General features: G+C 63.1%; 22 protein-coding genes. 13 read left to right on the forward strand and 9 right to left on the reverse strand.

The features are described 5' to 3' along the window. Positions 1-20 precede the first annotated feature (20 nt). Positions 21-956 (forward strand): bifunctional helix-turn-helix transcriptional regulator/GNAT family N-acetyltransferase, encoded by a 936-nt coding sequence (locus AC1DX6_RS21745; RefSeq protein WP_477317092.1) that lies wholly within the window; start codon positions 21-23, stop codon positions 954-956. Here the strand turns inward: AC1DX6_RS21745 and AC1DX6_RS21750 are convergent. Further along, the gene (locus tag AC1DX6_RS21750; protein ID WP_477317094.1) at positions 953-1,786 is read right to left on the reverse strand and encodes an AraC family transcriptional regulator; all 834 of its coding nucleotides are present in this window, start codon (positions 1,784-1,786) and stop codon (positions 953-955) included. The genes AC1DX6_RS21745 and AC1DX6_RS21750 overlap by 4 nt on opposite strands. Positions 1,787-2,063: 277 nt before the next feature. Here AC1DX6_RS21750 and AC1DX6_RS21755 point away from each other — a divergent pair, with 277 nt between their 5' ends. The 5 genes from AC1DX6_RS21755 to AC1DX6_RS21775 all read left to right on the forward strand — a co-directional run bounded on the left by AC1DX6_RS21755 (position 2,064) and on the right by AC1DX6_RS21775 (position 7,087). Continuing rightward, positions 2,064-3,077 (forward strand): LacI family DNA-binding transcriptional regulator, encoded by a 1,014-nt coding sequence (locus AC1DX6_RS21755; protein WP_477317096.1) that lies wholly within the window; start codon positions 2,064-2,066, stop codon positions 3,075-3,077. Continuing rightward, positions 3,074-4,591, forward strand: a complete 1,518-nt coding sequence (locus AC1DX6_RS21760; RefSeq protein WP_477317098.1) for a sugar ABC transporter ATP-binding protein — start codon at positions 3,074-3,076, stop codon at positions 4,589-4,591. The genes AC1DX6_RS21755 and AC1DX6_RS21760 overlap by 4 nt, the downstream gene beginning before the upstream one ends. Further along, positions 4,591-5,646 carry an ABC transporter permease gene (locus AC1DX6_RS21765; protein ID WP_477317100.1) on the forward strand — a complete coding sequence of 352 codons (1,056 nt, stop codon included), beginning with the start codon at positions 4,591-4,593 and terminating at the stop codon, positions 5,644-5,646. Before AC1DX6_RS21760 ends, AC1DX6_RS21765 begins: the two co-directional genes overlap by 1 nt. 74 nt (positions 5,647-5,720) lie before the next feature. Then, complete coding sequence (locus tag AC1DX6_RS21770) at positions 5,721-6,704, forward strand: substrate-binding domain-containing protein (protein ID WP_477317102.1); 984 nt, start codon at positions 5,721-5,723, stop codon at positions 6,702-6,704. Between the two features lie 149 nt (positions 6,705-6,853). Further along, positions 6,854-7,087 carry a hypothetical protein gene (locus AC1DX6_RS21775; protein WP_477317104.1) on the forward strand — a complete coding sequence of 78 codons (234 nt, stop codon included), beginning with the start codon at positions 6,854-6,856 and terminating at the stop codon, positions 7,085-7,087. 140 nt (positions 7,088-7,227) lie between these two features. Here AC1DX6_RS21775 and AC1DX6_RS21780 read toward each other — a convergent pair whose 3' ends face one another. The 3 genes from AC1DX6_RS21780 to AC1DX6_RS21790 all read right to left on the reverse strand — a co-directional run bounded on the left by AC1DX6_RS21780 (position 7,228) and on the right by AC1DX6_RS21790 (position 10,348). Then, on the reverse strand, positions 7,228-7,422 hold the full coding sequence (locus tag AC1DX6_RS21780) for a hypothetical protein (RefSeq protein ID WP_477317106.1): 195 nt from the start codon (positions 7,420-7,422) through the stop codon (positions 7,228-7,230). Between the two features lie 150 nt (positions 7,423-7,572). Beyond that, the gene (locus AC1DX6_RS21785) at positions 7,573-9,111 is read right to left on the reverse strand and encodes a winged helix-turn-helix domain-containing protein (protein ID WP_477317108.1); all 1,539 of its coding nucleotides are present in this window, start codon (positions 9,109-9,111) and stop codon (positions 7,573-7,575) included. A gap of 196 nt (positions 9,112-9,307) precedes the next feature. Further along, positions 9,308-10,348 (reverse strand): aminopeptidase, encoded by a 1,041-nt coding sequence (locus AC1DX6_RS21790; RefSeq protein ID WP_477317110.1) that lies wholly within the window; start codon positions 10,346-10,348, stop codon positions 9,308-9,310. A gap of 325 nt (positions 10,349-10,673) precedes the next feature. Between AC1DX6_RS21790 and AC1DX6_RS21795 the strand changes: the two genes are divergently transcribed. Next, positions 10,674-11,288, forward strand: coding sequence for a class I SAM-dependent methyltransferase (locus AC1DX6_RS21795; protein ID WP_477317112.1), 615 nt, complete (start codon positions 10,674-10,676; stop codon positions 11,286-11,288). A 101-nt stretch (positions 11,289-11,389) separates the two neighbouring features. Here AC1DX6_RS21795 and AC1DX6_RS21800 read toward each other — a convergent pair whose 3' ends face one another. From AC1DX6_RS21800 to AC1DX6_RS21810, 3 genes are all read right to left on the reverse strand, one after another. After that, positions 11,390-12,286, reverse strand: a complete 897-nt coding sequence (locus AC1DX6_RS21800; RefSeq protein ID WP_477317114.1) for a hypothetical protein — start codon at positions 12,284-12,286, stop codon at positions 11,390-11,392. Between the two features lie 181 nt (positions 12,287-12,467). Then, entirely contained in the window at positions 12,468-13,442 is a 975-nt protein-coding gene (locus AC1DX6_RS21805; RefSeq protein WP_477317116.1) for a nucleoside hydrolase, read from the reverse strand. Between the two features lie 118 nt (positions 13,443-13,560). Continuing rightward, positions 13,561-14,460 carry a glucosamine inositolphosphorylceramide transferase family protein gene (locus tag AC1DX6_RS21810; RefSeq protein WP_477317118.1) on the reverse strand — a complete coding sequence of 300 codons (900 nt, stop codon included), beginning with the start codon at positions 14,458-14,460 and terminating at the stop codon, positions 13,561-13,563. Between the two features lie 247 nt (positions 14,461-14,707). On the opposite strand from AC1DX6_RS21810, the gene AC1DX6_RS21815 reads away from it, so the two are divergent. The 4 genes from AC1DX6_RS21815 (at position 14,708) to AC1DX6_RS21830 (ending at position 21,263) form a co-directional block, all read left to right on the forward strand. Continuing rightward, positions 14,708-15,187: a MarR family winged helix-turn-helix transcriptional regulator gene (locus AC1DX6_RS21815; RefSeq protein WP_477317120.1), complete on the forward strand. Its 480-nt coding sequence runs from the start codon at positions 14,708-14,710 to the stop codon at positions 15,185-15,187. Further along, a complete protein-coding gene (locus AC1DX6_RS21820) occupies positions 15,184-16,377 on the forward strand; it encodes an HlyD family secretion protein (RefSeq protein WP_477317122.1) in 1,194 nt (397 codons plus the stop codon). Before AC1DX6_RS21815 ends, AC1DX6_RS21820 begins: the two co-directional genes overlap by 4 nt. A gap of 374 nt (positions 16,378-16,751) precedes the next feature. Beyond that, positions 16,752-18,287, forward strand: a complete 1,536-nt coding sequence (locus AC1DX6_RS21825) for a DHA2 family efflux MFS transporter permease subunit (RefSeq protein ID WP_477317124.1) — start codon at positions 16,752-16,754, stop codon at positions 18,285-18,287. 294 nt (positions 18,288-18,581) lie between these two features. Continuing rightward, entirely contained in the window at positions 18,582-21,263 is a 2,682-nt protein-coding gene (locus tag AC1DX6_RS21830; protein ID WP_477317126.1) for an EAL domain-containing protein, read from the forward strand. 67 nt (positions 21,264-21,330) lie between these two features. On the opposite strand, the gene AC1DX6_RS21835 is transcribed toward AC1DX6_RS21830, so the two are convergent. Next, positions 21,331-21,846 carry a CAP domain-containing protein gene (locus AC1DX6_RS21835; RefSeq protein WP_477317128.1) on the reverse strand — a complete coding sequence of 172 codons (516 nt, stop codon included), beginning with the start codon at positions 21,844-21,846 and terminating at the stop codon, positions 21,331-21,333. A 99-nt stretch (positions 21,847-21,945) separates the two neighbouring features. Here AC1DX6_RS21835 and AC1DX6_RS21840 point away from each other — a divergent pair, with 99 nt between their 5' ends. Next, entirely contained in the window at positions 21,946-22,344 is a 399-nt protein-coding gene (locus AC1DX6_RS21840; RefSeq protein ID WP_477317130.1) for a VOC family protein, read from the forward strand. Positions 22,345-22,356: 12 nt separating this feature from the next. On the opposite strand, the gene AC1DX6_RS21845 is transcribed toward AC1DX6_RS21840, so the two are convergent. Then, positions 22,357-22,722, reverse strand: coding sequence for a winged helix-turn-helix transcriptional regulator (locus AC1DX6_RS21845; protein ID WP_477317132.1), 366 nt, complete (start codon positions 22,720-22,722; stop codon positions 22,357-22,359). Between the two features lie 107 nt (positions 22,723-22,829). On the opposite strand from AC1DX6_RS21845, the gene AC1DX6_RS21850 reads away from it, so the two are divergent. Beyond that, entirely contained in the window at positions 22,830-23,534 is a 705-nt protein-coding gene (locus tag AC1DX6_RS21850) for a glutathione S-transferase family protein (protein WP_477317134.1), read from the forward strand. Positions 23,535-23,559 lie beyond the last annotated feature (25 nt).

The following is a 23,559-nucleotide window of genomic DNA, read 5'->3' on the forward strand; positions in this document are numbered from 1 at the left end:
CCTCGACTGGAGAATGCGCCATGACGATTCACCACCACCCCGGTAACGAGCGCATCGACGCGGTGCGGGCCTTCAACCGTTTCTACACCCGCCAGATCGGGCTGCTCGACGAGGGGCTGCTGAAAAGCGCCTTCTCGCTGACCGAGGCGCGGGTGCTCTACGAATTGGCGCATCGCGATGGCCTAATCGCCACGGATCTGACGCGCGACCTCGGCCTCGATCCAGGCTATGTCAGCCGGCTGCTGAAGAAGTTCGAGCGTCTTCGGCTCATCGCGCGCTCGACGCTGGTGTCGGATGCACGGCAGTCTTCGATCACGCTGACGCCGTCCGGGCAGCAGGCCTTCGCACCGCTGAACCAGGATTCGCACGACCAGGTCGCGGCCTTGCTCGATCGGCTTCCTGCCCTGGAACAGGACCGGCTGGTCAAGGCCATGCAAACCGTGCAGCGCCTGCTCGGCGAGGGATCCGAGCCCAAAGTCCCCTATATGCTACGACCTTTGCAGGTCGGCGACATCGGCTGGATCGTCCGTCGCCAGGGCATGCTCTATTCCAAGGACTATGGCTGGGACGAAACCTATGAGGCGCTGGTTGCTGAGATTCTCGGCGCGTTCGTCAAATCATTCGACCCGAAATGGGAGCGCAGTTGGATTGCCGAGCGGCAAGGCGAGGTCGTCGGCTCGGTCTTTCTCGTGCGCAAGTCCGACGAGGTGGCGAAGCTGCGCCTGCTCTATGTCGAGCCTTCGGCGCGCGGCCTCGGCATCGGCAAGCGGCTGGTCGAGGAATGCATCGGCTTCGCCCGCGCCAGGGGCTACAAGACGCTGACCCTTTGGACCAACGATATTCTCACCGCGGCACGCCATATCTACGAGACCGCGGGCTTCAAGCTTGTCGAGGAGGAGCGCCACCATTCCTTCGGCAAGGATCTCGTCGGCCAGAACTGGAACCTGGAACTCTAGCTCTTCACCGGGATCCAGATCTCCAGTCCGCCATTGCCGCTACGCGGATCGAATTCTGGCCCGTAGCGCTCGAACTCCGGCGCATCCGATATCTCGTGGCCGGAGGCTGGCAGCCATCTGTTCCAGATCGTGTTGACCGTGCGGCGGATGGTCGAGATGTGCTCGCGATGGGCGAAGACGGCGTATTTCTGCGCCGGCACGCGCACGCGAAAGAACTCCTTCGGCAGGTCGGAGAAATCGGACACTTCGACGCCGGCGATATAGTCGAAATTGCCGGCATCGTCGCCATTGACGCAGACGCCGTAGGCGACGTCGCCGACCTCGCCCGGGATGTTGCCGATATAGGGACCAAAACGCTGCCAAAGCATCGGGATGCCGGCGCTGCTCTCGCAGCTGTAGCGTTCGCCGAGGCCGGCGATGAGGAAGGGCCGGCTGGTCTCGAAGCGCGGCGGTTCGAGGTTGCTGAGAAATGACTGGTCCATCAGGATCGGCTCCACGAGATCAAGGTTTTTGAGCGTGCCTTGCGCGCGCACCAGTTCCGGCGTGGTTCCGAACTGGTCGCGGAAGGCACGGGTGAAAGCCTCATGCGAAGCATAGCCGGCATCGAGCGCGACCGAGAGGATGTCGGGTGCGCCGCCCGCCAGCTTGCGCGCCGCCTCGCTCAACCGGCGCGCGCGCATGTAGCCCATCACCGAACGGCCGGTGGCGGCGCCGAAGGCCCGCGTCACCTGAAAGCGCGACACGCCGCTGCTTTGCGCGACATCGTCGAGCGAGATCGCTTCCGGCAGGTGGCTTTCGACAAACCACAGGGCCTTCTCGGTTGGGTTCATGGGTCTCCTCGCATTGGCCTGATCATGTTGCCGTTTCCTGGCGAGGTCAGTTTGATCGAAATTGCGCAGCGCGCAAAATCGCAATGACGATGATCTCAAGGGTCGGCGAGGTAGTCATCCCCAAGGGGCGATGGGATTTGGCCAAAATGATCATCGAAGCGATTGCGCAAACGTTTCGATGACACTATGGTCCACCAAAATCCGCCAGAACCAATGAGAGCGGACCGGAAACGCATCGTCAGGGAGGAGCGCTTGCCAGCACTCTGTTTGGGCTGCCATGCCGACAATGGCTGAGGTCGCGCGTCGCGCCGGCGTGTCGGTCTCGACCGTCTCGCATGTCATCAACCGCACCCGCTTTGTCTCGCCGGAGAAGGCGCGGCTGATCAATGACGCGATCGCCGCGATGGGCTATCAACCCAATGAGTTGGCGCGTTCCCTTAAAGTGGCCTCGACCAACAGCGTCGGCCTGGCGATCTCGGCGATTTCCAATCCCTATTTCACCGACATCATCTGCGCGGTGGAGGCCGAATGCGCCCGCCTTGGCCTGATGGTGTTCCTCTCCGATACGCAGGAGGATCCCGACCGCGAGCTTTCGGTGGTGCGCGCCTTTCACCAACGCCGGGTCGACGGCGTCATCCTGGCGCCGTCGGGTTCGCCGCAGCGGGCGATCGACTATCTCGCCGAAAAAAAGCTGCCCTGCGTGCTGATCGACCGTTTCGCCGACGACCGTTTCGACCAGATCGGCGTCGAGAACCAGTCGTCGATGCGGGCCCTGATCGATCACGTCGCCTCCTTCGGCCACAAGCGCATCGGCTATATCGCGGGCCAGCCGGGCCTGGCGACGACGCGCGAACGCATCGAGGCGTTCCAGGCCTCGCTCGCCGCCAATGGACTTGCCGTGCTGCCGCACTATCTCTCCCCCGAGAACGTCGACACGGCGAGCGCGACGGCATCGACACACGCCATTCTGTCACTGCCTTCGCCACCCACGGCATTGGTCACCGGCAACAACATGACGACGATCGGAGCGGTGCGGGCGATCCGCGAAAAGGGCCTCTCGATACCGGGGGATCTCTCGCTGGCCGGCTTCGACGATTTCGAATGGGCCGACTGCTTCGAGCCGCGGCTGACCCTTGTCGCGCAGCCCTGCACCGAAATCGGCCGGCAGGCGGCGGCCTTGCTTTGCGCCCGCATCGCCTCCAGCGGTCTGCAGCCGCAGGCGGTTCGGCTGCAGGCGACGCTGCACGCCCGCGAATCCTGCGGGAGGCCGGCCCCCATGAGGTCAATATGAGCGCGCCGCTGCTGTCAGTCACCGGCGCCGTCAAACGCTTCGGCGGCGTGCAGGCGCTGCGCGGCGTCGATTTCGACCTCAAGGCGGGCGAGATCCACGCGCTGCTTGGCGAGAACGGCGCCGGCAAGTCGACCTTGATGAACCTGTTGTCGGGTGTCTACACGCCAGACGAGGGCGAAATCCGCATCGACGGCAAGCAGGTGCACCTCAACACCCCGCGCGAAGCGCAAGCCGCCGGCATCGCCACCATCTTCCAGGAGCTCGATCTGGTGCCGACGCTCGACGTGGCGGCCAATCTCTTTCTCGGCCGCGAGCTGATGCGGCCGGGCGGCTTCCTCGATGTGCCGAAAATGCGCAGCGAGGCCCGCAAGCGGCTTGAAGCCATCGAGCTTGCCATCGATCCGGCCGCGATGGTCGCCGACCTGTCGATCGGCCAGCGCCAGGTGGTGGCGATCGTCAAGGCGCTGTCCTACGCCTCCCGCGTGCTGATCATGGACGAGCCGACGGCAGCGTTGACTGTGGGCGAGGTCGAGCGGCTGTTCGACATCATTCGCAAGCTCGCCGCCAGCGGCGTCGGCATCGTCTACATCTCACACCGCCTCGAAGAGGTGCCGCAGATCGCCGACCGGGTGACGGTGATGCGCGACGGCCGCGTTGCCGGCATCACCGAGCCGCATGCGCCGCAGGCCGAGCTGGTCCGGCTGCTGGTCGGGCGCCCGCTGGACGAGCTCTATCCCGCACGCGCCAAGGCGGCCGGCCGGGCGCTGCTGCATCTGCGCGACGCCAGCTTTCATCTGTCGCGCGAAAGCGCCGGCTGGCAGGCGCCGACAGGGGTGTCGCTCGACGTGCATGCGGGCGAGATCGTCGGCCTTGCCGGCATCATGGGGGCAGGGCGCACCGAACTGCTCAGCGCGCTCTACGGCACCGGCCTGTCCGGCCGCTGGCAAGGAGAGGTCGCCGTCGACGGCCGCCCGGTGAAACTGGATTCGATCAAGGCGGCGCGCGCCGCCGGCATTGCCTTCGTCACCGACGACCGCCGTGGCAGCGGCCTGATGCTGCGCATGGCGGTCGGCCTCAATCTGGTCATGTCGGTCATTTCAAGAATCTCGCCCTTCGGGCTGATGTCGGCGCGCCGGCAGGCGGACGCGGTCAAGCAATCCTTCGGCCAGTTCGACATCAGGCCGAAGAATCCCGACATCGCCGTCGGGGCGCTTTCGGGCGGCAACCAGCAAAAGGTGGTGCTGGCCAAGGAGATCCTCGGCAATCCGCGGCTCTTGCTGCTCGACGAGCCGACGCGCGGTGTCGATGTCGGCGCCAAGGGCGAAATCTACGCACGCCTGCGGGCGCTCGCCGCGCAGGGCCTCGGCATCCTCGTCGCGTCCAGCGAGATGCCGGAACTGATCGGTCTGTGCGACCGCATCGTGGTGCTGCGCCAGGGGCGCAATGTGGCGGAATTCATCGGCGGCGTCGACGAGCACACAGTGCTGGCCGCGGCAAATGGCAGGGAGGCCTGATGGCGGAGGATAAGATTTCGGTGGCAGCGAGCCCGGCGGTGCCGGCGGCAGCGCCAAAGCATCGCGATCCGCTCGCCTTGATCGTGCGCTTCCAGAGCCTGATCGGCCTGGTGCTGGTGGCGATCGGCGGCATCATCTTCTCGCCGCGCCGCCACGGCGAGATCCTGTTCCTCAACCCCGACAACATCGCCAACATCGTGCGCGCCGTGTCGGAGACCGGCATCATCGCCATCGGCATGACCTTCGTCATCATCACCGCCGGCATCGACCTGTCGGTCGGCGCCGTGCTTGGCCTGTCCAGCGTCGTCACCGCATCGATGATGATCTCGGGCGGATTCGGGCTGGTTCCCACCATCCTCGCGGTGCTGGTCATGGGCATCGTCTTCGGCGCCATCCAGGGCACCATCTCCACCCGCTTCCGGCTGGAGCCATTCATCGTCACGCTGGCCGGCCTGCAGGCCGCGCGCGGCCTGGCGCTGGTGGTCTCCGGCAATCAGTACATCAACATTTCCTACGGCGACGGGCCCGGCCTGGCGCCGCCGGTGTTTGCCGTGCTGGGCGAGCGCCTGTTCAACAACACCGTGCCGGTGGCCACGCTCGTCTTCGTCGTCTTTGCCGCTGTAGCCACCATCGTGCTCAACACCACGCGCTTTGGCCGCTACGTCTTTGCCGTCGGCGGCAATGAGCGCGCCGCGCGCATTTCCGGCGTGCCGGTCTCGATGGTGAAGATTTCGGTCTATGCCATCACCGGCTTTGCCGCCGCCCTTGCCGGCATCGTGCATGCTGGCCAGTTCAATTTCGGCAGCGCCAATGACGGCATGGGTTATGAGCTCACCGCCATCGCCGCCGTGGTCATCGGCGGCACCAGCCTGTTCGGCGGCGCCGGCTCGATGGTCGGCACCGTCGCCGGCACCATCATGCTGGGCGCGCTCGCCAACATCCTGCAGCTCAACAACATCACGCCCGCCATGCAGCTGCTCGCGACCGCCGCGATCATCGTCCTGGCGGCAGTGCTTCAATCCCTCGTTCGCCGCCGCGAGGGTTTGGGTCGTTAGGAGGAAGACGGCAGACAAGTGGAAGACTGTGCAACCAAGGTCTGGCCCCCGGCCCGACGAGGAGGAGAGTGAGTATGAAGACGATTAATAGAGGGTCGACCCTCAAGGCCGTGCTTCTGGCAGGCGCTGGCCTGTGCATTGCCGGCACTGCCTATGCCGCCGAGCCGCTGGTGAAAGCCTGCGCCAAGGACGGCCAGTTCATCATCGGCTTTTCGCAGGCCAACAATGCCGAACCCTACCGCCAGCACGTCAATGACGAGCTGGAGGCGGCAGCCAAGGAAGTGCCTGGTTTCACGCTGCAGATCGCCGACGGCGCCGGCAACGTCAACACGCAGACCTCGCAGGTCGACAATTTCATCACCCAGAAGGTCGATATCCTGTTGATCTCGCCCTTCGAGGCGGCGCCGCTGACGCCGGCGGTGAAGCGCGCCATGGATGCCGGCATTCCGGTCATCGAACTCGACCGCAAGACGGTCGGCGATCCCGGCAAGGACTACACCGCGTTCATCGGTGGCGACAACTACAAGATCGCCCTGGAAGCGGGCAAATACACCGCCAAGACCTTGCTGCCCGATGGCGGCGAGACGGCGGTGCTGGAAGGCTTGCCGAGCTCGACGCCGGCGGTGGAACGCCTCAACGGCTTCAAGGACGGCGTCAAGGAAAACGCCAAGATCCAGGTCGTCGCCGAGCAGGCCGCCGACTGGGTGCCGGACAAAGCCCAGACCGCCTTTGCCGCCATGCTGCAGGCGCACCCCGACATCAAAGTGCTCTATGCCTCCAACGACATGATGGCCGCCGGTGCGTTGCTTGCCGCCAAGGGCGCGGGCAAGGACGTCAAGATCATCGGCACCGATGGCTTGCCGGGCCCGGCCGGCGGCATCGAGGCGGTCGCCAAGGGCGACTGGGCCGCGACCTTCACCTATCCGACAGGTGCCAAGGAAGCGATCGAGATGTCGAAGAAGATCCTGCTCGACTGCGCCACCTCCGTCGATACGACGGTGACGGTGGAAACGACCGCGATCACGGCCGAGAATGCCAAGCAGCTGATGGGCAAGTGAGGGGCGGGCAGAAGCCCGCCACGGAAATTGATACGCAAGGCCCCTTCCGGGGCCTTGTTTGTTTTGGCGCTGTGCTGACGGTCTCATCGGTATCGCGTATCGGCGAATCTGTGTTAAGCCGCCGCTCGATCAACCAAAGGACGATAAAAGTGAGCGAACCGACCGTGGCCCAGGCTATCGAAAATATCTATGCCTCGCTGCGGGCGGACAATGCCGACATCGACGCGCATATCGCGACGCTCAAGGCGGCGCTGGCACGGGAAGGCATAAAGCAGGCGGTGTTCGATCCGACCAAACTGGTGCAGAACAACCGCCAGGGCCGCAAGCTGATGCAGGCGTATTTCCGGCAGCGCGGCGTGAGCGTGACCTTTTCGGGCGAGTAGAGCCACGCGTTTGGGAGTTCCCGGGCCGGTCCGGCGGTTCGCCATCTGGACGTCGGCACTGCGCCGCATCTCGGCCGCTCGGAGTATTTTCGCCACAAAAGCGGAACTCCAATGCGGCTAGCTCTTCTCGTCGTGGCGCCTCAGCGCTCCCAGTCTTTCGGGTCGCGCGATATCTGGCCGTGACGGAAATCTTCGCGGAGCGTGTAGACGACCTCGCCGGCGATCCTGTGCACGACATCCACGACAACGGAGACCATCTTGGCGATCGCCGCGAGCCCCCGGTGCCCGGCGTTCGGCGCCGGGGCTATGTCTGCCCCAAACAGTTGAACGGACATTTGCTTCTCCTCCTGTTTGCCCTTTGGGCGTTGAGGAGGAGATTGGGCCCATGGCCACGGCAGGTCGTGGTCTTGGGTCCCAAATGTTCCTAAATGATCCTAAGCGGTCCAAATCAGGGCTGGGCGCCTGTCTTGAAGCTGTGCGGCCGCCTAGCGGGCCTCGTCCTCGAGCATCCCCGCCAATCGCAACCCTTCGATCACCACTTCGACCTGGCGCTGGTCCCGCATCATCTGATGGCCGCGGCGGATGTTCGCGAAGGTGGTCTCGGGTGACACCTTGCGGAGCGCTTCCGCCCAGCGGGCGGCTTCATCGAGCCTCCCGAGGAACGCGTTGGCGGCCACCAGCATGGAATGGGTGATCGCGTTGCTGGGCGACACGGCATACGCCCGGCTCGCCCAGTCGAGCGCCTCCTCGAAACGGCCCTGAAGGATACGAATATGGGCCAATCGCGTCAGCGACCAGTGGCTGACCAAGTCGTTGGGATTGAGCCGTATCGCCCGCAGGAGATACCCTTCCGCCTCCTCGACCTTGCCGGCCCACAGCGCCCCCACTCCGGCATAGCCAAGAACGTGGACGCTGTTGGGATTCTCGGCAGTCGCCTGGCGAATCGCGGCCAGCCCGGACTCATATTCGCCCCCGAGCATGATGACCGATATTCCGCCGGTTACGCGGATATGGGCGTCGCTGCCGGCGACGGCCAGCGCAACTCGGGCATAGTCGAGACCCTTGCGCCGCGTTTCCTCGGTCGCCCCCGGCATTTGCCGGTCGTAGAGCGAGGTGTAGGCGATCGTTGCAATGGCGATCGCGGGCGGGAAGTTGGGGTCGAGTGCCAGCGAACGCTCGATCAGCTCGATGGCGCGCAGTGTGGCGCCGGGCTCAGTCTTCAGGACCAACGCCATGGCCTCAAGGTAAAGGTCGTAGGCATCGAGACTGGTCGGCGGCTTCAAACGGGTGCGTTCGATCTCGGCGCGCTTGACCATCGGCTCGACGATCGAGACGACACTCTCGGTGATGCGATCCTGCATGTCGAAGACATCCTCGAGGGCACCGTCGTAATTCTGCGCCCAAAGGTGCGCCGCGGTCGCCGCGTCCACCAGTTGGGCCGTGACCCGCAACCGGTTGCCCGACCGCCGTATGCTGCCTTCAAGAAGGTAGCGGACGCCGAGCTCGCGGCCGATCTCGCGAACGTCCACCGCCCGCCCCTTGTAGACGAATGACGAGTTGCGCGAGATCACGGCAAAGGTCTTGAACCGGCTCAGGGCGGTGATGAGGTCGTCAACGATCCCGTCGGCGAAGTAATCCTGGGCGTGCTCGCCGCTGAGGTTGTGAAACGGCAACACCGCCAGCGAGGGAAGCGGGGACGACGCTTCTCGCGGCGCTTCGGCGTCCTCGGCCCAAAGCCGGTAACCGATCCTTGCAACGGTGGCGATCCAGTCGCTGTTGTCGGCGCGCTGGCCGAGCACCTTGCGGAGGGCCGCCACCTGCACAGTAAGGTTGCCTTCCTCGACGGTCGCCCCCGGCCAGACACGCTCCATCAGTTCGCCCTTGGAAACGACCGAGCCATGAGCATCGAGCAGCACAATCAGAAGCGCCGTGCTGCGGCTTCCCAGCGGGATATATTTACCCTCCCGCGCCAGCGTTCCCTTGCCGCGGTTGAAGGCGAACGGGCCGAACGTCTCGGAGTCCATTGGGGCATGATAGCATAGAGCAAGAACCGCTGTGAGAAGCCCCGTGTCATACGGGAATTGCGACCCCCATATTGAACGCGGTAAGCTGGTCAGCGCTCAAAGATTGGTGCGAGCCATTTGCCGGATATAACCTCTTCTAGGAGTTGCGCTACAGAGATTAGATACTCAACCGGCAACCGGGCCCTCGTGCGTGAAGTCAACCACACGTATCGGCAGCCTTAAGTGCTTCGGCACGGGAAGGTTCGGGCAAATCCGCGATCCGTCGAACGGAAGCGTAAAACCTTGGATAATCGCCCGAACACAGGTCGAACAAGTGAAGGAAGGCCGGAACCTGTTCACCGTAAACAGCAGTCGCGGCGAGCTTTGCGTTGTTGATCGGGGCATCGAACCAGGCGTCGTATCCCCGGTATCCGGCCCAGCTTTTGTCGCGCATCTGCCGGTAGCGCATCCGCAGCCTGTCGATCGAGGCTGCCTTGGCGGCCGCCATCTGCTCCGGGGTCCGCGGACTTCCATAGACCTGCCGCAACTCGTCCCGGGTTTTCGCAATCAGGTCGAGAAAATCTGCGCTGCGCTTGCGGTTCGTTTCGTAGCGGCGCAATCCGGCGCGATTGCCAGTGGCGCGCAGCCATTTCCTGACGCCGCTGGTTTCGACCGAAACCGCGAAAGCCTCGTTGAACGCGGAATCGTTGTTCACATAGATTTTCTGATGTGCCAGCTCATGGAAAATGAGGCTGGCGATATAGGTGTCGTCCTGGCGAAGCATGGTGCTGAGCAGCGGGTCGCTGGACCAGCCCAGCGTGGAATAGGCGGTGACGCCCGAGACGTAGACGTCCAGCCCCTGCGCCTTGAGTTCGGCAACGCTTTCAGCGGCTGATTTCGGGGAAAAATAACCCCGGTACGGGACGCAGCCGAAGACCGGAAAGCACCATGTTATCGGTGCGAGCGAGAACTGCGGCGCGGCGAAAACGGCCCAGGTGACGGCGTCCCGATGGATGTCGACATAGCTGCGGTAGCTGCTGTTATCGGGCAGCGCCAGTTCATCCGTGGCAAACCGACGTATGGCGCTCGCCGACGTCAGCTTGGCGCGCAAGGCCTTTGGCGTCGACGTATCATGGATGAGCCTTCCGACATTTTTCCGCGCGGCCATGATCTGCACATGACCTTCCACCGACTGCGCGTAGTAGGAAACGCTTGTGCAGCCGGTCGCCGCGGAGGCAACGATGACAGCGGCAAGCATTCGAAGAACGCGCTTCACTGTTTGCCCACCGCTTGCTCATCTCCAACGGAGCAGATGCCCATTTGCCCCAGAGTCTCAAACAGGTGGGCTGATTTTCGTCAAGACCTGGAGGGGGCAGGGGCGGACTTTCGCAGGATGGCAGGGTTGGCAATGCGGCCATTCGCCTACGATTGACGGAAGTCCACCGCAGGGCAGAGGCGGCGAGATCCGGACAGTGGCGTGCGCCCTGGCCGCTTACCTCGCGTTTAGCTCCGCCCTGTAAAAGATCCGCAATCCCGGGGGGCGCACGCCGATGCTAGACAACTACGAACTCGACCAATTCGGCGTGATCCACCAGATCGACGCCACGCCGATCACCTACGACAAGCAATACATTTCCTACTACGAGGATCTGAGCGACCGGACCATCAAGCTCGGATATCAGCGGCTTGGCTGGGTGCTGGGGATCACCGGCGAAATACCGCGGTCGGTGCTGGAGATTGGCTATGGCACCGGCACCTTCGTCGAAGCCGCCAAGATTACCGGGGTTGCCGACTGCGCCGGCTGCGACATCACCAGGTTTCCGCTGCCCGAGGGCGTCCGCTTTGTCGATTGGGAGGAGGCGCTCGCCGGCTCCTGGGATCTCGTCGCCATGTTCGACGTGCTCGAGCACATCCCGGACCTGGGTTTTCTCGCCCGCCTTCAGGCCCGCCATTTGGCCATCGCCGTCCCTTATTGCCGCTGGCGTGAGCTCGGCGCCGATGGCGACGCCTGGTTCCGGACGTGGCGCATGCGTCTGCCCAACGAGCATCTGCACCATTTCGACCGTCAATCGCTCGTGGCGCTGCTGGCTGACAACGGCTTCGAATGCGTGACGCTGAATGGATTCGAGGACGGGATCCGGCTGCGGCCGGGCGAGGCGGGGCCGAACATTCTGTCCGGCTTTTTCAGAAAGCTATAGGCCGGGTTCCTCCGCCGCTGCGGTGAGCTGGCAAAGCCCAGACCGCCTTTGCCGCCATGCTGCGGGCGCGCCCAGCCGGGCGCGCCAGAACGCCATCGGATTTATGGCGCCGGCGCCGGCGCGGGTGCCGCTGGCGCTGCCGCGGGTGCCGCTGCCGCGGGTGCCGCCGCCGTCGTGAACCCGCACTGCTTCTGTTCCATCTCGATCTGCTTGGTGATGCGGATGGCGTTCTGGGCGTAGGCCTCCGTCACCGAGCCGCTGTTCACGGTCTTGTCCTTCAGCGGGCTGACGGCCGCGCAGAGGTGGAAGACGTGCTCCGTCTCGGACTTGGCGGCGCCGTTTTCCGGCGCGATCCAGTAGACGATATCCTGGCCATTGGGGTGTGCCGCATCCTTCGTCGCGTCGGCCACGGTGGTGGAGTCGGTAGCGATCGCCTGCGCCTGGGCGGCGACCTCGGGCGAACAGGCTGTGGTCGGCTGTCCCGCCTTGATCTGGGACGCGCACGCGTTCATGTCCTGGGTATACTGCTCGACCGATGGCGGCTGGAAGCTGACCCCGATCACCGTCGCCAGCACGGCCAGCACAGCGCCGACGCCGCCGGCAACCTTCTTGGTGTTCGGGTCCATGTTCTTGTCGGTGAAGATCAGGATAACCAGCGGCAGGAAGGCAATCAGCGTGATGATCGCGCCGAGCTGGTTCTGGACGAAGAACCTGAATGTCTCGGAGGCGCGGGCAGGGTCCTGCCGGTTGGCCGCCTTCCACAGCAGATTGCCGGCGATGGCGAAAATCGCGATCCCGACCAGAATGCCGATCAGCAGCGGCAGGTTTCCGTGGTCGAATTTGTGTTGGCGGAGCAAGACGATCCCGGCGATCTCGCCGCCAATGGCAACGATCCACGCCAGCACGGCGAAGAGGCGCAGGCGCGAGGCGCCGGACTTCTGGCCCTGCGATGCTTGCCAGTCCTTGGTAACGTCTACGGTCGGCTTATTGTCGGTCATGACCAGATCCCCCGGTGTCGACACTTTTGCAGGGCGGCGTCATATCGAAAGGCGCCCGGCGCAGCGTCATTGATCGAACGTCGCCTGCCTCAGCGCGAAGCGCCACGGCAGACCATATCCCCATCCATATTGCGCATGATTGGATTCGTCCATAGCCACACAGGCGGACGCCGATGGCGGGTCACCCCTTGGCCTTCACCAACCGCTCCAGCGCATCCACGATCAGATCACAGAATTTTGGATGGTCGAGCTTCATCGCCACGGTGTGGCGGAAGTCGGTCTGCTCGCTCGCCGTGCCGCCGAAATGGTGCATGCCGCCCATCTTCTCGAAATTGCAGACGGTCATGCCCTTGGTCCAGCGGCCGGCAAGCTCGACGCGGATATCGGCCTTCTCCGTGGTGAAGACGCTTGGATCGATCATTGCTGCCACGCAGCATGCGTCATGGATGGCGGGATACTCGATCTGCAGCAGGCCGCCATGCGTGGTCGCTATGAACTCCCAGATGTCGAGAATGAACTTGGCCATCGGGCCGCCGACGGCCCGCACCCTGTCCTGCAGGTCCGGCGTGGCCAGCGCCTGGTGCGTCAGGTCGAGCCCCACCATGGTGACGTCCCAAGCGGCGCGGAACACCACGTCGGCGGCCTCTGGGTCGCCATAGATGTTGAACTCCGCCGCCGGCGTGATGTTGCCACGCGTGTAGGCGCCGCCCATCGCGACGACCCGCTTCACTCGGCTGACGATGCGCGGGTCCTTGCGCACGGCAAGCGCGATGTTGGTGTAGGGACCGACCGGCACCAGCGTGACCGTCTTCGGCTCATGCGCCATCACCGTGTCGATGATGAAGTCGACGGCATGCCGCTTGTCGAGCTCGAACGAGGCGGGCGGCAGCACGGGGCCGTCGAGCCCGGTTTCGCCATGGATCTCGACGGCCAGCACCTGGTCGATGAGGAGCGGTCCTGGAGAGCCTTTTGCCACCGGCACCTTGATGCCATAGGCGGTGCAGACCGAAAGCGCATTGCGCGTGGTGTTCTCGACATTGTGGTTGCCCGAAACCGTGGTGATGCCGAGGAGGTCGATCTTCGGATTGCCTGCCGCGAGCAGGATGGCGATGGCGTCATCATGCCCGGGGTCGCAGTCGAGAATGATCTTTTCCATGGTGGCACCTCTTCCGTCGCCCGAGCCCGTTGGGACAAGAGACTGGCGTGCCTGCGCCGTCAAGATTCTGGCTCCCGGCAGACGTAGTGCCAGCCCGCCCTGACGCCTTCGCTATCTTCTACCTCCGGCGCGAGCCCATTCCACGCTGCCGCAACCAATGCTGCAGCTTTATCACGTGGCGCATCGGCGAACGCCTGATGCCCTTGACGTCCATCAGGGTGACGGCGCCGCCGTCCGACAGCGTATGAAACCCGTCCGCGTGGCCATCGAGCCAGCCCTCGGGCGACAGGCGTTTGACGATGCTGGCCGCGAAGTCGTCGGGGCTCAGTCGGTCGATGCGCAGCAGATTGAGACCCGTGCCATAGCCGGTCATGCAGTCCTGCGCCGGCAGATAGAGTTGCCCAAGGTGCACGAATGGCGAGCCGCCGGGGCGAGATGAGTTGAGGCCGGTGCGTACCGGGTTTTGTGGGTGGTTTTGCCAGGGGCCGGTCAGCGCATCGGCAAAGGCGACATGCATCTCGCGCAGGTCCCTGCTGTCGGGCCCATACAAGGCATGGAACATCCACCAGCGCTGCTGGTGATAAACGATGGTTGCATCGACCGCCGGTGCGTTCAGGAGGACGTCGACGGGCTGCCATTTCCGGGGGAAATCGACCGCCCTGTAGAGCGTCAGGCGCCCGCTTTGATAGGCCTCCGGCAGCATGAAGATGTCGCCGTTCGACTGGATAAGCTGCGGGTAGGACAGATGGAAATCCTGCTTCAGCGCGACGCCATGCCCCTTCAGCGCCCAGGCCGCGTCGTAGCTGTAGTAGTGGATTTCGCCGCGCTTCACCCGGTAGTCATAGAATTCGACAAGCACCGTGAAGAGATCGCCGTGCTGAAGGCCGAACGGGTCGGCGATAAAGCGGAACGAGCCCTGGTCGGGCAGCCAGACAACGCTGCCTTTGTCGAGGCCTTGCGGGTCAAGAACCCGGTGGATTGGTTCAGGCACGATCCCCACGCGCCAGATATCGACCATTGGTTTCGCGTCCTCCCGACTCAATCCACTGAACTAACGGTACTGTATGGAAACATGCCTGTGCGGGCACTCGCGTTCAATTGAACGCACGACCCTTGCCGCGGTCAATTTCGTTCGTCTCATCACACGACCCGGCCTTCAGAAATCGCTAACCATGTCCGCCTTCGATGGCTGCTACACGATTATTTGAGCCTCTGGTGCAATGCCGCATCTTGAATAGTAAGCACGCTCATTATATATCCCGCTCATGGTTTCCGACGGCATCGACAGATTGGGCTTTTTGATCCACGACGTGCAGCGTTTGATGCGCAAGCGCTTCGAGACGCGCGCCAGTGGGCTTGGCCTGTCTTCAGCGCAATGGCGGCTTATGGTCCGCGTTGCCAAGGAAGAGGGTATTTCGCAGGCCCGGCTCGCCGAACTGCTTGAAATCGAGCCGATCAGCGTTTCGCGCCTTGTCGATCGTATGGAGGAGGGCGGCTGGATCGAGCGCCGTTCCGACGCCACCGACCGCCGCGTCCGCATGATCTTTCCGACCGCCAAGGCAAGCGAAGCCTATGCCGAGATCAAGAGCCTAGCCGGCGAAGTCTATGAACAATCACTGACCGGCGTTTCGCTGGAGCATCGCCGCGTCCTGATCAAGGCGCTCGAGGCGATGGCCGAGAACCTTGCGGTTGCCGAGACGGCGTCCGGCGACAAAATTGAGAATGCGAAAGGCGCAGCAGCATGAACGCGGTGGCCAAGGTAGACGAGAACGCAACCAGGTTGGAAATGGCGGCGGCCGCGCAGCCGGTCGCCGAAGCGCCGGCGCAGCCGGCGGTGACGGTTGCTCCCCCGATTCAGCCGGCGCCAGTGGCGCCGAAGAAGAAGCGCCGCTCCGGTCGTTTCCTTTTGATGTTTGCACTGCCTGCGGCGCTGATCGCCGGCGGCGCTTACGTCTGGGTGACCGGTGGCCGCTACCAGGAGACCGAGAACGCCAATCTGCAGCAGGCCAAGGTGTCGATCGCCTCGGATACGGCTGGCCGCATCGTTCAGGTCGATATCGCCGACAACCAATTGGTCAAGCAGGGCGACGTGCTGTTTGCCATCGACCCGGAACCTTACCGGATCGCGCTGGCCCAGGCCGACGCGGCGGTTGCGGTCGCACGGGTCGGCATCGAGCAGCTGCGCGCCGCCTACAGCCAGGCAACAGCACAGGAAAAGTCCGCCACCAGCGAAGTCGACTACGCGCAGTCGCAATATGACCGCGCCGCCGACCTTGCCCAGAAGGGCATCAACACCAAGTCGGCGCTGGATCAGGCCAAGAACGACCTCGACAAGGCCAAGATGCAGCTGGCAGTGGCCCAGCAAGGCATCATCAGCGCCAAGGCGGCACTTGCCGGCAATCCCGACATCGAGACCGACAAGCACCCGACGGTGATGGCCGCACTCGCCGCGCGCGACAAGGCCGCCTACGATCTGGCGCAGACCACGGTCAAGGCGCCGGCTGACGGCGTCGTCAGCCAGGCCTCCTCGTTCAAGGTCGGCCAGTATGTCGGTTCGGGCACGCCGCTGTTTGCACTGGTCGAGACCGGCGACACCTGGATCGACGCCAATTTCAAGGAAACCCAGCTCACCCACATGAAAACAGGCCAGAAGGCCGAGATCGTCGTCGACACCTATCCGGGCAGGACCTTCGAAGCCACGGTCAAGGCGATCGGCGCCGGCACCGGGGCCGAGTTTTCGCTGCTGCCCGCCCAGAATGCCACCGGCAACTGGGTCAAGGTCACGCAGCGCATTCCGGTGCGCCTGGAACTGACCGATGCCGACGCCAAAATGGCGCTGCGCACCGGCATGAGCGCCTCGGTCACGGTCGACACCGGCGTTTCGCGCGGGCTTCCAAGTATCCTTGGCCACGCCACGGCTGGCGAGGCTCAATAGACCGTGAATGGACCGTGATACCGAAAAGTGAAAATCGGTGTTCGGCAAAACTCATGGCCAAGGACGAACGCCAGCACTCGCCGTACAGACGGGGTGAATGCAGATGACAGGATTGGTCCGATGGGAGGTGTGCGAGGGGTTGGGGTTGGACCGGGCCACATTGCGGCCTGATCGAAACCTGAACGACTCGACACAGGGCTCTTCGGTCCTCAGGTTTCCGGGCGGCAGATGCCTGATGTGTCGAGACGTTCGGTCGATGTAACCCCCACATCGATAGTCGCGTCCCACCGCGATGAGTGTCTTTCCACTTGGAAGGCCTCGCCGCCCGGAAACCTAGTGTACACGTTTTTGTTACCTGTCGGAAGTTCCGCATCATGAGCACGCCAGAACCCTTCAAGGAAGTGCCGCACCGAGGCCTGATCACGGTTGCGCTCATGCTGGCGACGGTCATGCAGGCGCTCGACACCACGATCGCCAATGTTGCGCTGCCGACCATGACCGGCGATCTCGGCGCCTCTCCGGACAACATCAACTGGGTGCTGACGTCCTACATCGTTGCCGCGGCGATCATGACGCCGGTGACCGGCTGGCTGGCCGATCGGTACGGCCGCAAGGAACTGTTCCTGACGGCGGTGGTCGGCTTCACCATCTTCTCGATGCTGTGCGGTCTGGCGTGGAGCCTTGAGACCATAGTGCTGTTCCGGCTGATGCAAGGCGTTTTCGGCGCCGCGATCGTGCCGTTGTCGCAGACCTTCCTGCTCGACATCAACCCCAGGGAACGCCACGGCCAGGCGATGGCCATCTGGGGAGCCGGCATCATGCTGGGGCCGATCCTGGGCCCGACGCTCGGTGGCTGGCTGACCGAGAATTTCAACTGGCGTTGGGTCTTCTTCATCAACCTGCCGGTCGGCATCGCAGCCTTCCTCGGCATGGCCGCCTATCTGCCGGCGGTTGCCCGGCGGGTGCGCAGCTTCGATTTCTTCGGCTTCGCCATGCTTTCGCTCGGCGTCGGCGCGCTGCAGCTGATGCTGGATCGCGGCGGCGAGGTCGACTGGTTTTCCTCGGTCGAGATCTGGATCGAGCTCGGTCTTTCGATAACCGGCTTCTGGGTGTTCATCATTCACACGGTGACGGCGGAGCGCCCGTTCATCGACCCCAAAATATTCTTCGACCGCAATTTCGTGACCGGGCTGGCGTTCATCTTCGTCATGGGTGTGCTTATCCTGGCCTCGATGTCGCTGCTGCCGCCAATGCTGGCGACCATCTTCGGCTATCCGACCATGACCATCGGCGTCGTCATCGGCCCCCGCGGCGTTGGCACGATGATTTCGATGCTCGTCGTCGGGCGGCTGATGAGCAAGGTCGATGCCAGGATCCTCGTCGTCATCGGCTTTCTGCTCACCGCGCAGTCGCTCTACACCATGGCCAGCTTCACCCCGCAGATGGACAACTGGCTGATCCTCAGCTCCGGCATCATCCAGGGCCTGGGAATGGGTATGGTGTTCGTGCCGCTGTCGACCGTGGCCTTCGCCACGCTTGACCCGCGCTACCGCACCGATGCCACCGCCTTGTTCAGCCTGGTGCGCAATCTCGGCTCATCGATCGGCGTATCGGTCGTGACGGTTCTGCTGGTGCGCAACACGCAGATCAACCATGCCGAGCTTTCGGCCTTCATCAACCCGTTCAACCCTAACCTCTGGGCGGCTTCGCCGGCAGCCGCAGGCGGCGACCCAACGGCGCTTTCGCAAGTGGACGGGCTGGTCAATATCCAAGCGATGATGATCTCTTACGTCAATGACTTCAAGCTGTTGATGATGATGACACTGCTTGCCGTGCCGTTCGTGTTCCTGCTGCGCAAGCCGAAGGCTGGTCCGGCCGCCGGCGGAGCGCCTGCCGCGCATATGGATTGAACGAGCGCCGATATTTGCGGTAGCAGATCACGCTATCGCGGATGCGCCTGCAGACATGTAAGGCCGAGGCGCTTGCTGGATGATCGCCAAATTCTCCAGATGTCGAAGAATATCGATTCTGCTACTACAATAGCAGATTGAAGACGGCTTTGCTGGAGGCAACCAGCCGCCGTCGCTTCTGACCTCGATCCAGTTTATCTGCTATTAGTACATAAGTAACACTATGAACCGACTGTCGGATGACAGGAGGGTCCTTTCTGCTTAGTTCCATGCGCCAAACTGGAGGAGGTCTGTTTGGTCACAAAATCATCCAGGAAACCCGCCGATGCGCGAGAGCCCGCCAGTCTGGCCACGTTGGCGAAACTCGCGGCTGCCTCCAATGACACACTCGAGCGCGAGCTTCGCGCTGCGATCGCAACGCTCGAGGGACAGGCGCTGCGATTCGAGACGGTGGTCGATAACATTTCGCAAGGCATCTGTTTTTTCGATGCCAATGAACGGCTGATCCTGAGTAATCGTCGCTATGCGGAAATCTACCGCATTGCGCCCGAGGAATTACGGCCTGGCACGACACTGCGCGAAATCGTCGACAGACGCGTTGTCGCCGGCACCGCGGCGCTGGATGCCGACACCTACCTCGCAACGGCCCGGGCGAACAATTCGGGCAAGGCTTCGCGGCTCTGGACCGCCAAACTTGCCGACGGACGGACAATCCAGATCCGCAACCAGCCGATGCCCGATGGCAGCTGGGTGGCCACGCATGAGGACATTACCGAACTCACCCTCAATCGCCAGATCGTCGACGAGCGCATCTCGCTGCAAGCGCTGATCGACTGGGTGCCCGACTATCTTTGGGTCAAGGATACCGAAAGCCGCTTCGTCGTGGTCAACAGCGCCCTTGCGACCGACAGTGGCTATGACAAGACCAGCGACATGATCGGCTTGACCGATTTCGACCTCCATCCTCCGGAGGTTGCGGAGAAATTTCGCCAGATCGAGGAGAGGGTCCTGCGCAGCGGGCAACCGATGATCGACGCGGAGGAGTTTGTTGTCGATGCGTCGGGTGTCGTCAAATGGCTGTCGTCGACCAAGGTGCCGTTGCGCAATCGTCAAAATGAGATCTTCGGCCTGGTTGGCATCGCCCACGACATCACGGCCCGCAAGCAGGCGGATGTCCTTCGCGACGGGCAGGCGCAGATACTCGAAATGATCGCCACGAGCGCCCCGCTGGAGGACGTGCTCGACCGTCTCATGCGCTTCGTCGAGGCCCAGCTAAAGGGGATATTCGGTTCCGTCTTGCTGCTCGACAAGGACGGCATCCATTTGCGCCACGGTGCGGCGCCGAGCCTGGCGAAAGCCTATACGAGCGCCATCGATGGGGTCGCTATCGGTCCCAAGGTGGGGTCGTGCGGAACCGCCGTCTTCCGGCGAGAACCGGTGATGGTCGCTGATATCATGCAGGATCCCCTCTGGGAGGATTACCTCGAACTGGTGGCGCCCCATGGCTATCGTTCGTGCTGGTCGACCCCGATCCTGTCGCACCAAGGCGTCGTCCTGGGCGCCTTTGCCATGTATTCGATGACCGTGCGTGAGCCGGTCGAGGCCGAGACCCGTCTGATAGAATTCACGACGCACATCGCCGGGATCGCGATCGAACGCAAACTGGCTGAAGATCAAATCCACTTCATGGCCAACCATGACGTGCTGACCGGGCTTCCCAATCGCGCCTTGCTGGAGGACCGGCTCTCACAAGCGGTCCTGTATGCGCAACGATACGGCCGCTGGGTGACGGTGGTGTTCATCGATCTGGACAATTTCAAACTGGTGAACGACACGCTTGGCCACAATGCCGGCGACGAACTGCTGAAGACTGTCGCCAGTCGTATGGTTGAATGCGTAAAGGCGACCGATACCGTGGTGCGGCTCGGCGGCGACGAATTTGTCATCGTTCTGTTCGACCAGCCCGCCAACATCGATCTTGTTTCGGAGGCGCTGCAAACGATCCGGGAGGCGATTGCCGAGCCGGTTCATATCGGAGAGCATCGCCTGAGAACGACGGCCAGTATCGGCATCGCCAACTATCCCAAGGACGGGGCGAGCCCGGACACACTGCTCGCCAATGCCGATGCAGCCATGTATCGCGCGAAAGAAATCGGCCGCGACAATTTCCAGTTTTACGCTCCCGAATTCAACTCGAGGGCACATGAAAAACTCCTGCTTCAGGACGAATTGCGAAACGCGCTCGCGCGTTCGGAATTTACCCTGCACTATCAGCCGCAAGTCGATCTCCGATCAGGGCGGGTCGTCGCCGTCGAAGCGTTGATACGCTGGAACCATCCGACGCGAGGCATGGTAGCGCCGCTGACCTTCATTCCGACTGCCGAGGAGACAGGCTTGATCGTGCCGATCGGCGACTGGGTTCTTCATGAGGCCTGTCGGCAGAACAAGACATGGCAGCATGCTGGCCTGCCGCCCATGACCGTCTGCGTGAATGTGTCGGCGAGACAGTTCAGGGAGAAGACCCTGATCAGCCGTGTCGTCAATGCTTTGAAGGAAAGCGGCCTGGAGGCCAGATATCTCGAACTCGAAGTGACCGAGAGCCTTATCATGCAGGACTTTGACCTAGCGGTCGCAACCATGAACGGGCTGCAAGAGCTGGGCGTTCAGATCTCGATCGACGATTTCGGCACGGGTTATTCCAGCCTCAGTGCGCTCAAGACCTTTCCGGTCGAGCGGCTGAAGATCGACAAGTCCTTCATAAACGATCTCGCCACCGACGAGGACGATCAGGCTGTCACCAGCGCGGTGATCTCGTTGGGTCAAAAGCTCAATCTGAGGGTCCTTGCCGAAGGCGTCGAAACGGACGAGCAGGTCGCCTTCTTGCGCCGGAACAATTGCGACGAAATGCAGGGCAATCTTTTCAGCAAACCGATCCCGGCGCGCGACATCGAGAAATTGCTCTCGCACCAGGATTGACGGACTGGTCAACCGGCGGTCGTCGACGATCTGCAACGCGACGAACATCGCCGCCGCTTGCTTGCTGCTACTTTCCCAGCACAAGGCTCCAGTAGCGGATGGCGCTGTCCTGGCCGTCCCTGACATAGGCGAGGCCAAAGCGGGTGAAGCGCGGGTCGAGCATGTTGCGGCGGTGGCCGGCCGAATGCATCCAGATGTCGAACAGTTTTTGCTGGTCGAAGCGGCCCTCAGCGATGTTTTCGGCAGCTGCGCCGGAAATGCCATTGTCCTTGACACGCGAGGCAAAGTCCTTGCCCCAGCCGGTGGTGTGGCTCATGCGGCGACGCCGCGCCATGAAGCTGGCCTGCTGCAGCGCCGCCTGTTCGAGCTGTCGGTCGGGGGCAAGCGGTCCGAGCCCTGCGGAGGCGCGGATGCTGGCCAGCGTGCCGGCGGCGGACGATGAGGCGCCGGCGCCTTCGCCGGTGGGCAGTGAAACGGTGCTGCAAGCAGCAAGCCCGGCCAATGCGGCGAGGCCGGCGCCTTTCAGCAGCAGGCGTCTGTTCAAGTTCGGAATCTGGTGGTTTTCGATTTTTACAATGGTCATGCCCGCCTGAGATAATGGCGATCGTGGCTTTTGCCGGGCAGGGCGATGAAAATCGCCACATCCAAGCCGATTCGAAAAACACCAGCAGGAGGTCCGAAAGTGCTGCACCACGTCTCCTTCGGCGTTTCCGATATCGGGCGCTCGGCTGCCTTCTACGATGTAGCTCTTGCGCCGCTCGGCTATATCAGGGTCTGGGAAGACCTCGAACCTGGCGAACCCGACCAGGCCGTCGGTTACGGCCCTTCCGGCGGCGGCGACAAGCTGGCGATCAAACTGCGCCCGAAAGGCCAGCGTCCGCCCGGTTCCGGTTTCCATCTGGCCTTCGCCGCCCCTGACCGTGGAAGCATCACGCAATTCCATGTGGCCGCGCTTGCCCATGGCGGTCGCGACAACGGTGCGCCCGGCCTGCGGCCCGACTACGGCCCGAATTACTATGCCGCCTTTGTTGTCGACCCGGACGGCCATCACATCGAGGCGGTTTTCAATTTGCCGGAGTAATCGTGGTTGCGACTAGGCAGCCGCGCCGAGATGGGCTTCTTGGGTCAGAGAAACTTGGCCTATCCGCTCGTCTTCGGTGTGGCCCCACCAGGCGCCAAGCGCATCGATCAGCGGCACAAGCTCGCGGCCGGGCGCCGTAAGATCGTAGTCGACGCGCAGCGGATAGCCCGCATGCGCCGTTCGCCGCACAATCCCGGCTTCCTCCAGCTTGCGCAGTTCCAGCGCCAGAATGCGGTGCGACACGGTTGGGTTGTCGCGCCTCAGGTCGCTGAAGCGCTTGGTGCCGTCTTTGAGATAGTAGAGCAGCAACGTCGGCCAGCGACCGTTGAGCACCCGCATGGTCTCTTCGATCGGACAGCGTGAGACGACGTCTTTCATGGGCCAGCCCTGGTTACAGAATTGTGCGTAATTTACATGGGGCGACCAGCGTTTAGGGTCAAGTTTCGCTGCGCGGCGTGATCCCCTAAATCATGGAAGAAAAACAAATGGAATCTATCCTCCTTTATGGCTTCCCGGCGGGAAGTTCGATGGGGCTCGTCGCTGCTTTTGAACGCGTCGGGCAACCCTATCGTCTGTGTCGTGTCGACATGTTGGCCGAGATGAAGAACGACGCCTATGCCAGCATCAACGGCCGTCAGGAAACACCGGTCTTGATCACCAACGAAGGCAAAGTGCTCACCGAGACCATGGCCATCGCTGCCTGGCTAGAGGCCCGCGACACGCAACGTCGCGTCAGCTTCGACCCGCGTTCACCGGAAGCCGACCGCATGCACCAGCTGATGGCCTTCGTGAACACCGGTTTCACCGCTGCCTTCAGCCCGCTCTGGGTGGCATTGGAAATGGCGGCCGACGAACCGGAGTTGAAAGCGACCTTGCGCGAGTTCGGCCGCAAGGCGGTCACCGAGCGCCATGACCGCCTCGAAGAGATGATCATCGACGCGGACTTTCTCGTCGGCGATCGGCTGACACTGGCCGATACCACGCTGATCGGCGTGGCGCGCTGGGCGGAGTTCCACCAGGCGGTTGATGGAGCTGCCTATCCCAAACTGGCGGCGTTGCGCCGCCGCATCGAAGCCGATCCGGTCGTGCGTTACGCCCTTGCGATCGAGGATGGCGAAGACCCAGCGGGTTCGGGCGCTTGCCTCGGCCAGGTCCCGCTGGCCGAGGTGATCGATCGCTTCGCGGCCTGACGCTCAACAGGCACTTTCAGCCGCG

It is taken from the genome of Mesorhizobium sp. P2_C4 (genome assembly GCF_056404575.1).

What these genes read in the sequence shown, in the direction of transcription:
- AC1DX6_RS21745 (WP_477317092.1), top strand. Translation starts at nt 21, where the DNA reads ATGACGATTCACCACCACCCCGGTAACGAGCGCATCGACGCGGTGCGG.
- AC1DX6_RS21750 (WP_477317094.1), bottom strand. Translation starts at nt 1,786, where the DNA reads ATGAACCCAACCGAGAAGGCCCTGTGGTTTGTCGAAAGCCACCTGCCG.
- AC1DX6_RS21755 (WP_477317096.1), top strand. Translation starts at nt 2,064, where the DNA reads ATGCCGACAATGGCTGAGGTCGCGCGTCGCGCCGGCGTGTCGGTCTCG.
- AC1DX6_RS21760 (WP_477317098.1), top strand. Translation starts at nt 3,074, where the DNA reads ATGAGCGCGCCGCTGCTGTCAGTCACCGGCGCCGTCAAACGCTTCGGC.
- AC1DX6_RS21765 (WP_477317100.1), top strand. Translation starts at nt 4,591, where the DNA reads ATGGCGGAGGATAAGATTTCGGTGGCAGCGAGCCCGGCGGTGCCGGCG.
- AC1DX6_RS21770 (WP_477317102.1), top strand. Translation starts at nt 5,721, where the DNA reads ATGAAGACGATTAATAGAGGGTCGACCCTCAAGGCCGTGCTTCTGGCA.
- AC1DX6_RS21780 (WP_477317106.1), bottom strand. Translation starts at nt 7,422, where the DNA reads ATGTCCGTTCAACTGTTTGGGGCAGACATAGCCCCGGCGCCGAACGCC.
- AC1DX6_RS21785 (WP_477317108.1), bottom strand. Translation starts at nt 9,111, where the DNA reads ATGGACTCCGAGACGTTCGGCCCGTTCGCCTTCAACCGCGGCAAGGGA.
- AC1DX6_RS21790 (WP_477317110.1), bottom strand. Translation starts at nt 10,348, where the DNA reads ATGCTTGCCGCTGTCATCGTTGCCTCCGCGGCGACCGGCTGCACAAGC.
- AC1DX6_RS21800 (WP_477317114.1), bottom strand. Translation starts at nt 12,286, where the DNA reads ATGACCGACAATAAGCCGACCGTAGACGTTACCAAGGACTGGCAAGCA.
- AC1DX6_RS21805 (WP_477317116.1), bottom strand. Translation starts at nt 13,442, where the DNA reads ATGGAAAAGATCATTCTCGACTGCGACCCCGGGCATGATGACGCCATC.
- AC1DX6_RS21810 (WP_477317118.1), bottom strand. Translation starts at nt 14,460, where the DNA reads ATGGTCGATATCTGGCGCGTGGGGATCGTGCCTGAACCAATCCACCGG.
- AC1DX6_RS21815 (WP_477317120.1), top strand. Translation starts at nt 14,708, where the DNA reads ATGGTTTCCGACGGCATCGACAGATTGGGCTTTTTGATCCACGACGTG.
- AC1DX6_RS21820 (WP_477317122.1), top strand. Translation starts at nt 15,184, where the DNA reads ATGAACGCGGTGGCCAAGGTAGACGAGAACGCAACCAGGTTGGAAATG.
- AC1DX6_RS21825 (WP_477317124.1), top strand. Translation starts at nt 16,752, where the DNA reads ATGAGCACGCCAGAACCCTTCAAGGAAGTGCCGCACCGAGGCCTGATC.
- AC1DX6_RS21835 (WP_477317128.1), bottom strand. Translation starts at nt 21,846, where the DNA reads ATGACCATTGTAAAAATCGAAAACCACCAGATTCCGAACTTGAACAGA.
- AC1DX6_RS21845 (WP_477317132.1), bottom strand. Translation starts at nt 22,722, where the DNA reads ATGAAAGACGTCGTCTCACGCTGTCCGATCGAAGAGACCATGCGGGTG.
- AC1DX6_RS21850 (WP_477317134.1), top strand. Translation starts at nt 22,830, where the DNA reads ATGGAATCTATCCTCCTTTATGGCTTCCCGGCGGGAAGTTCGATGGGG.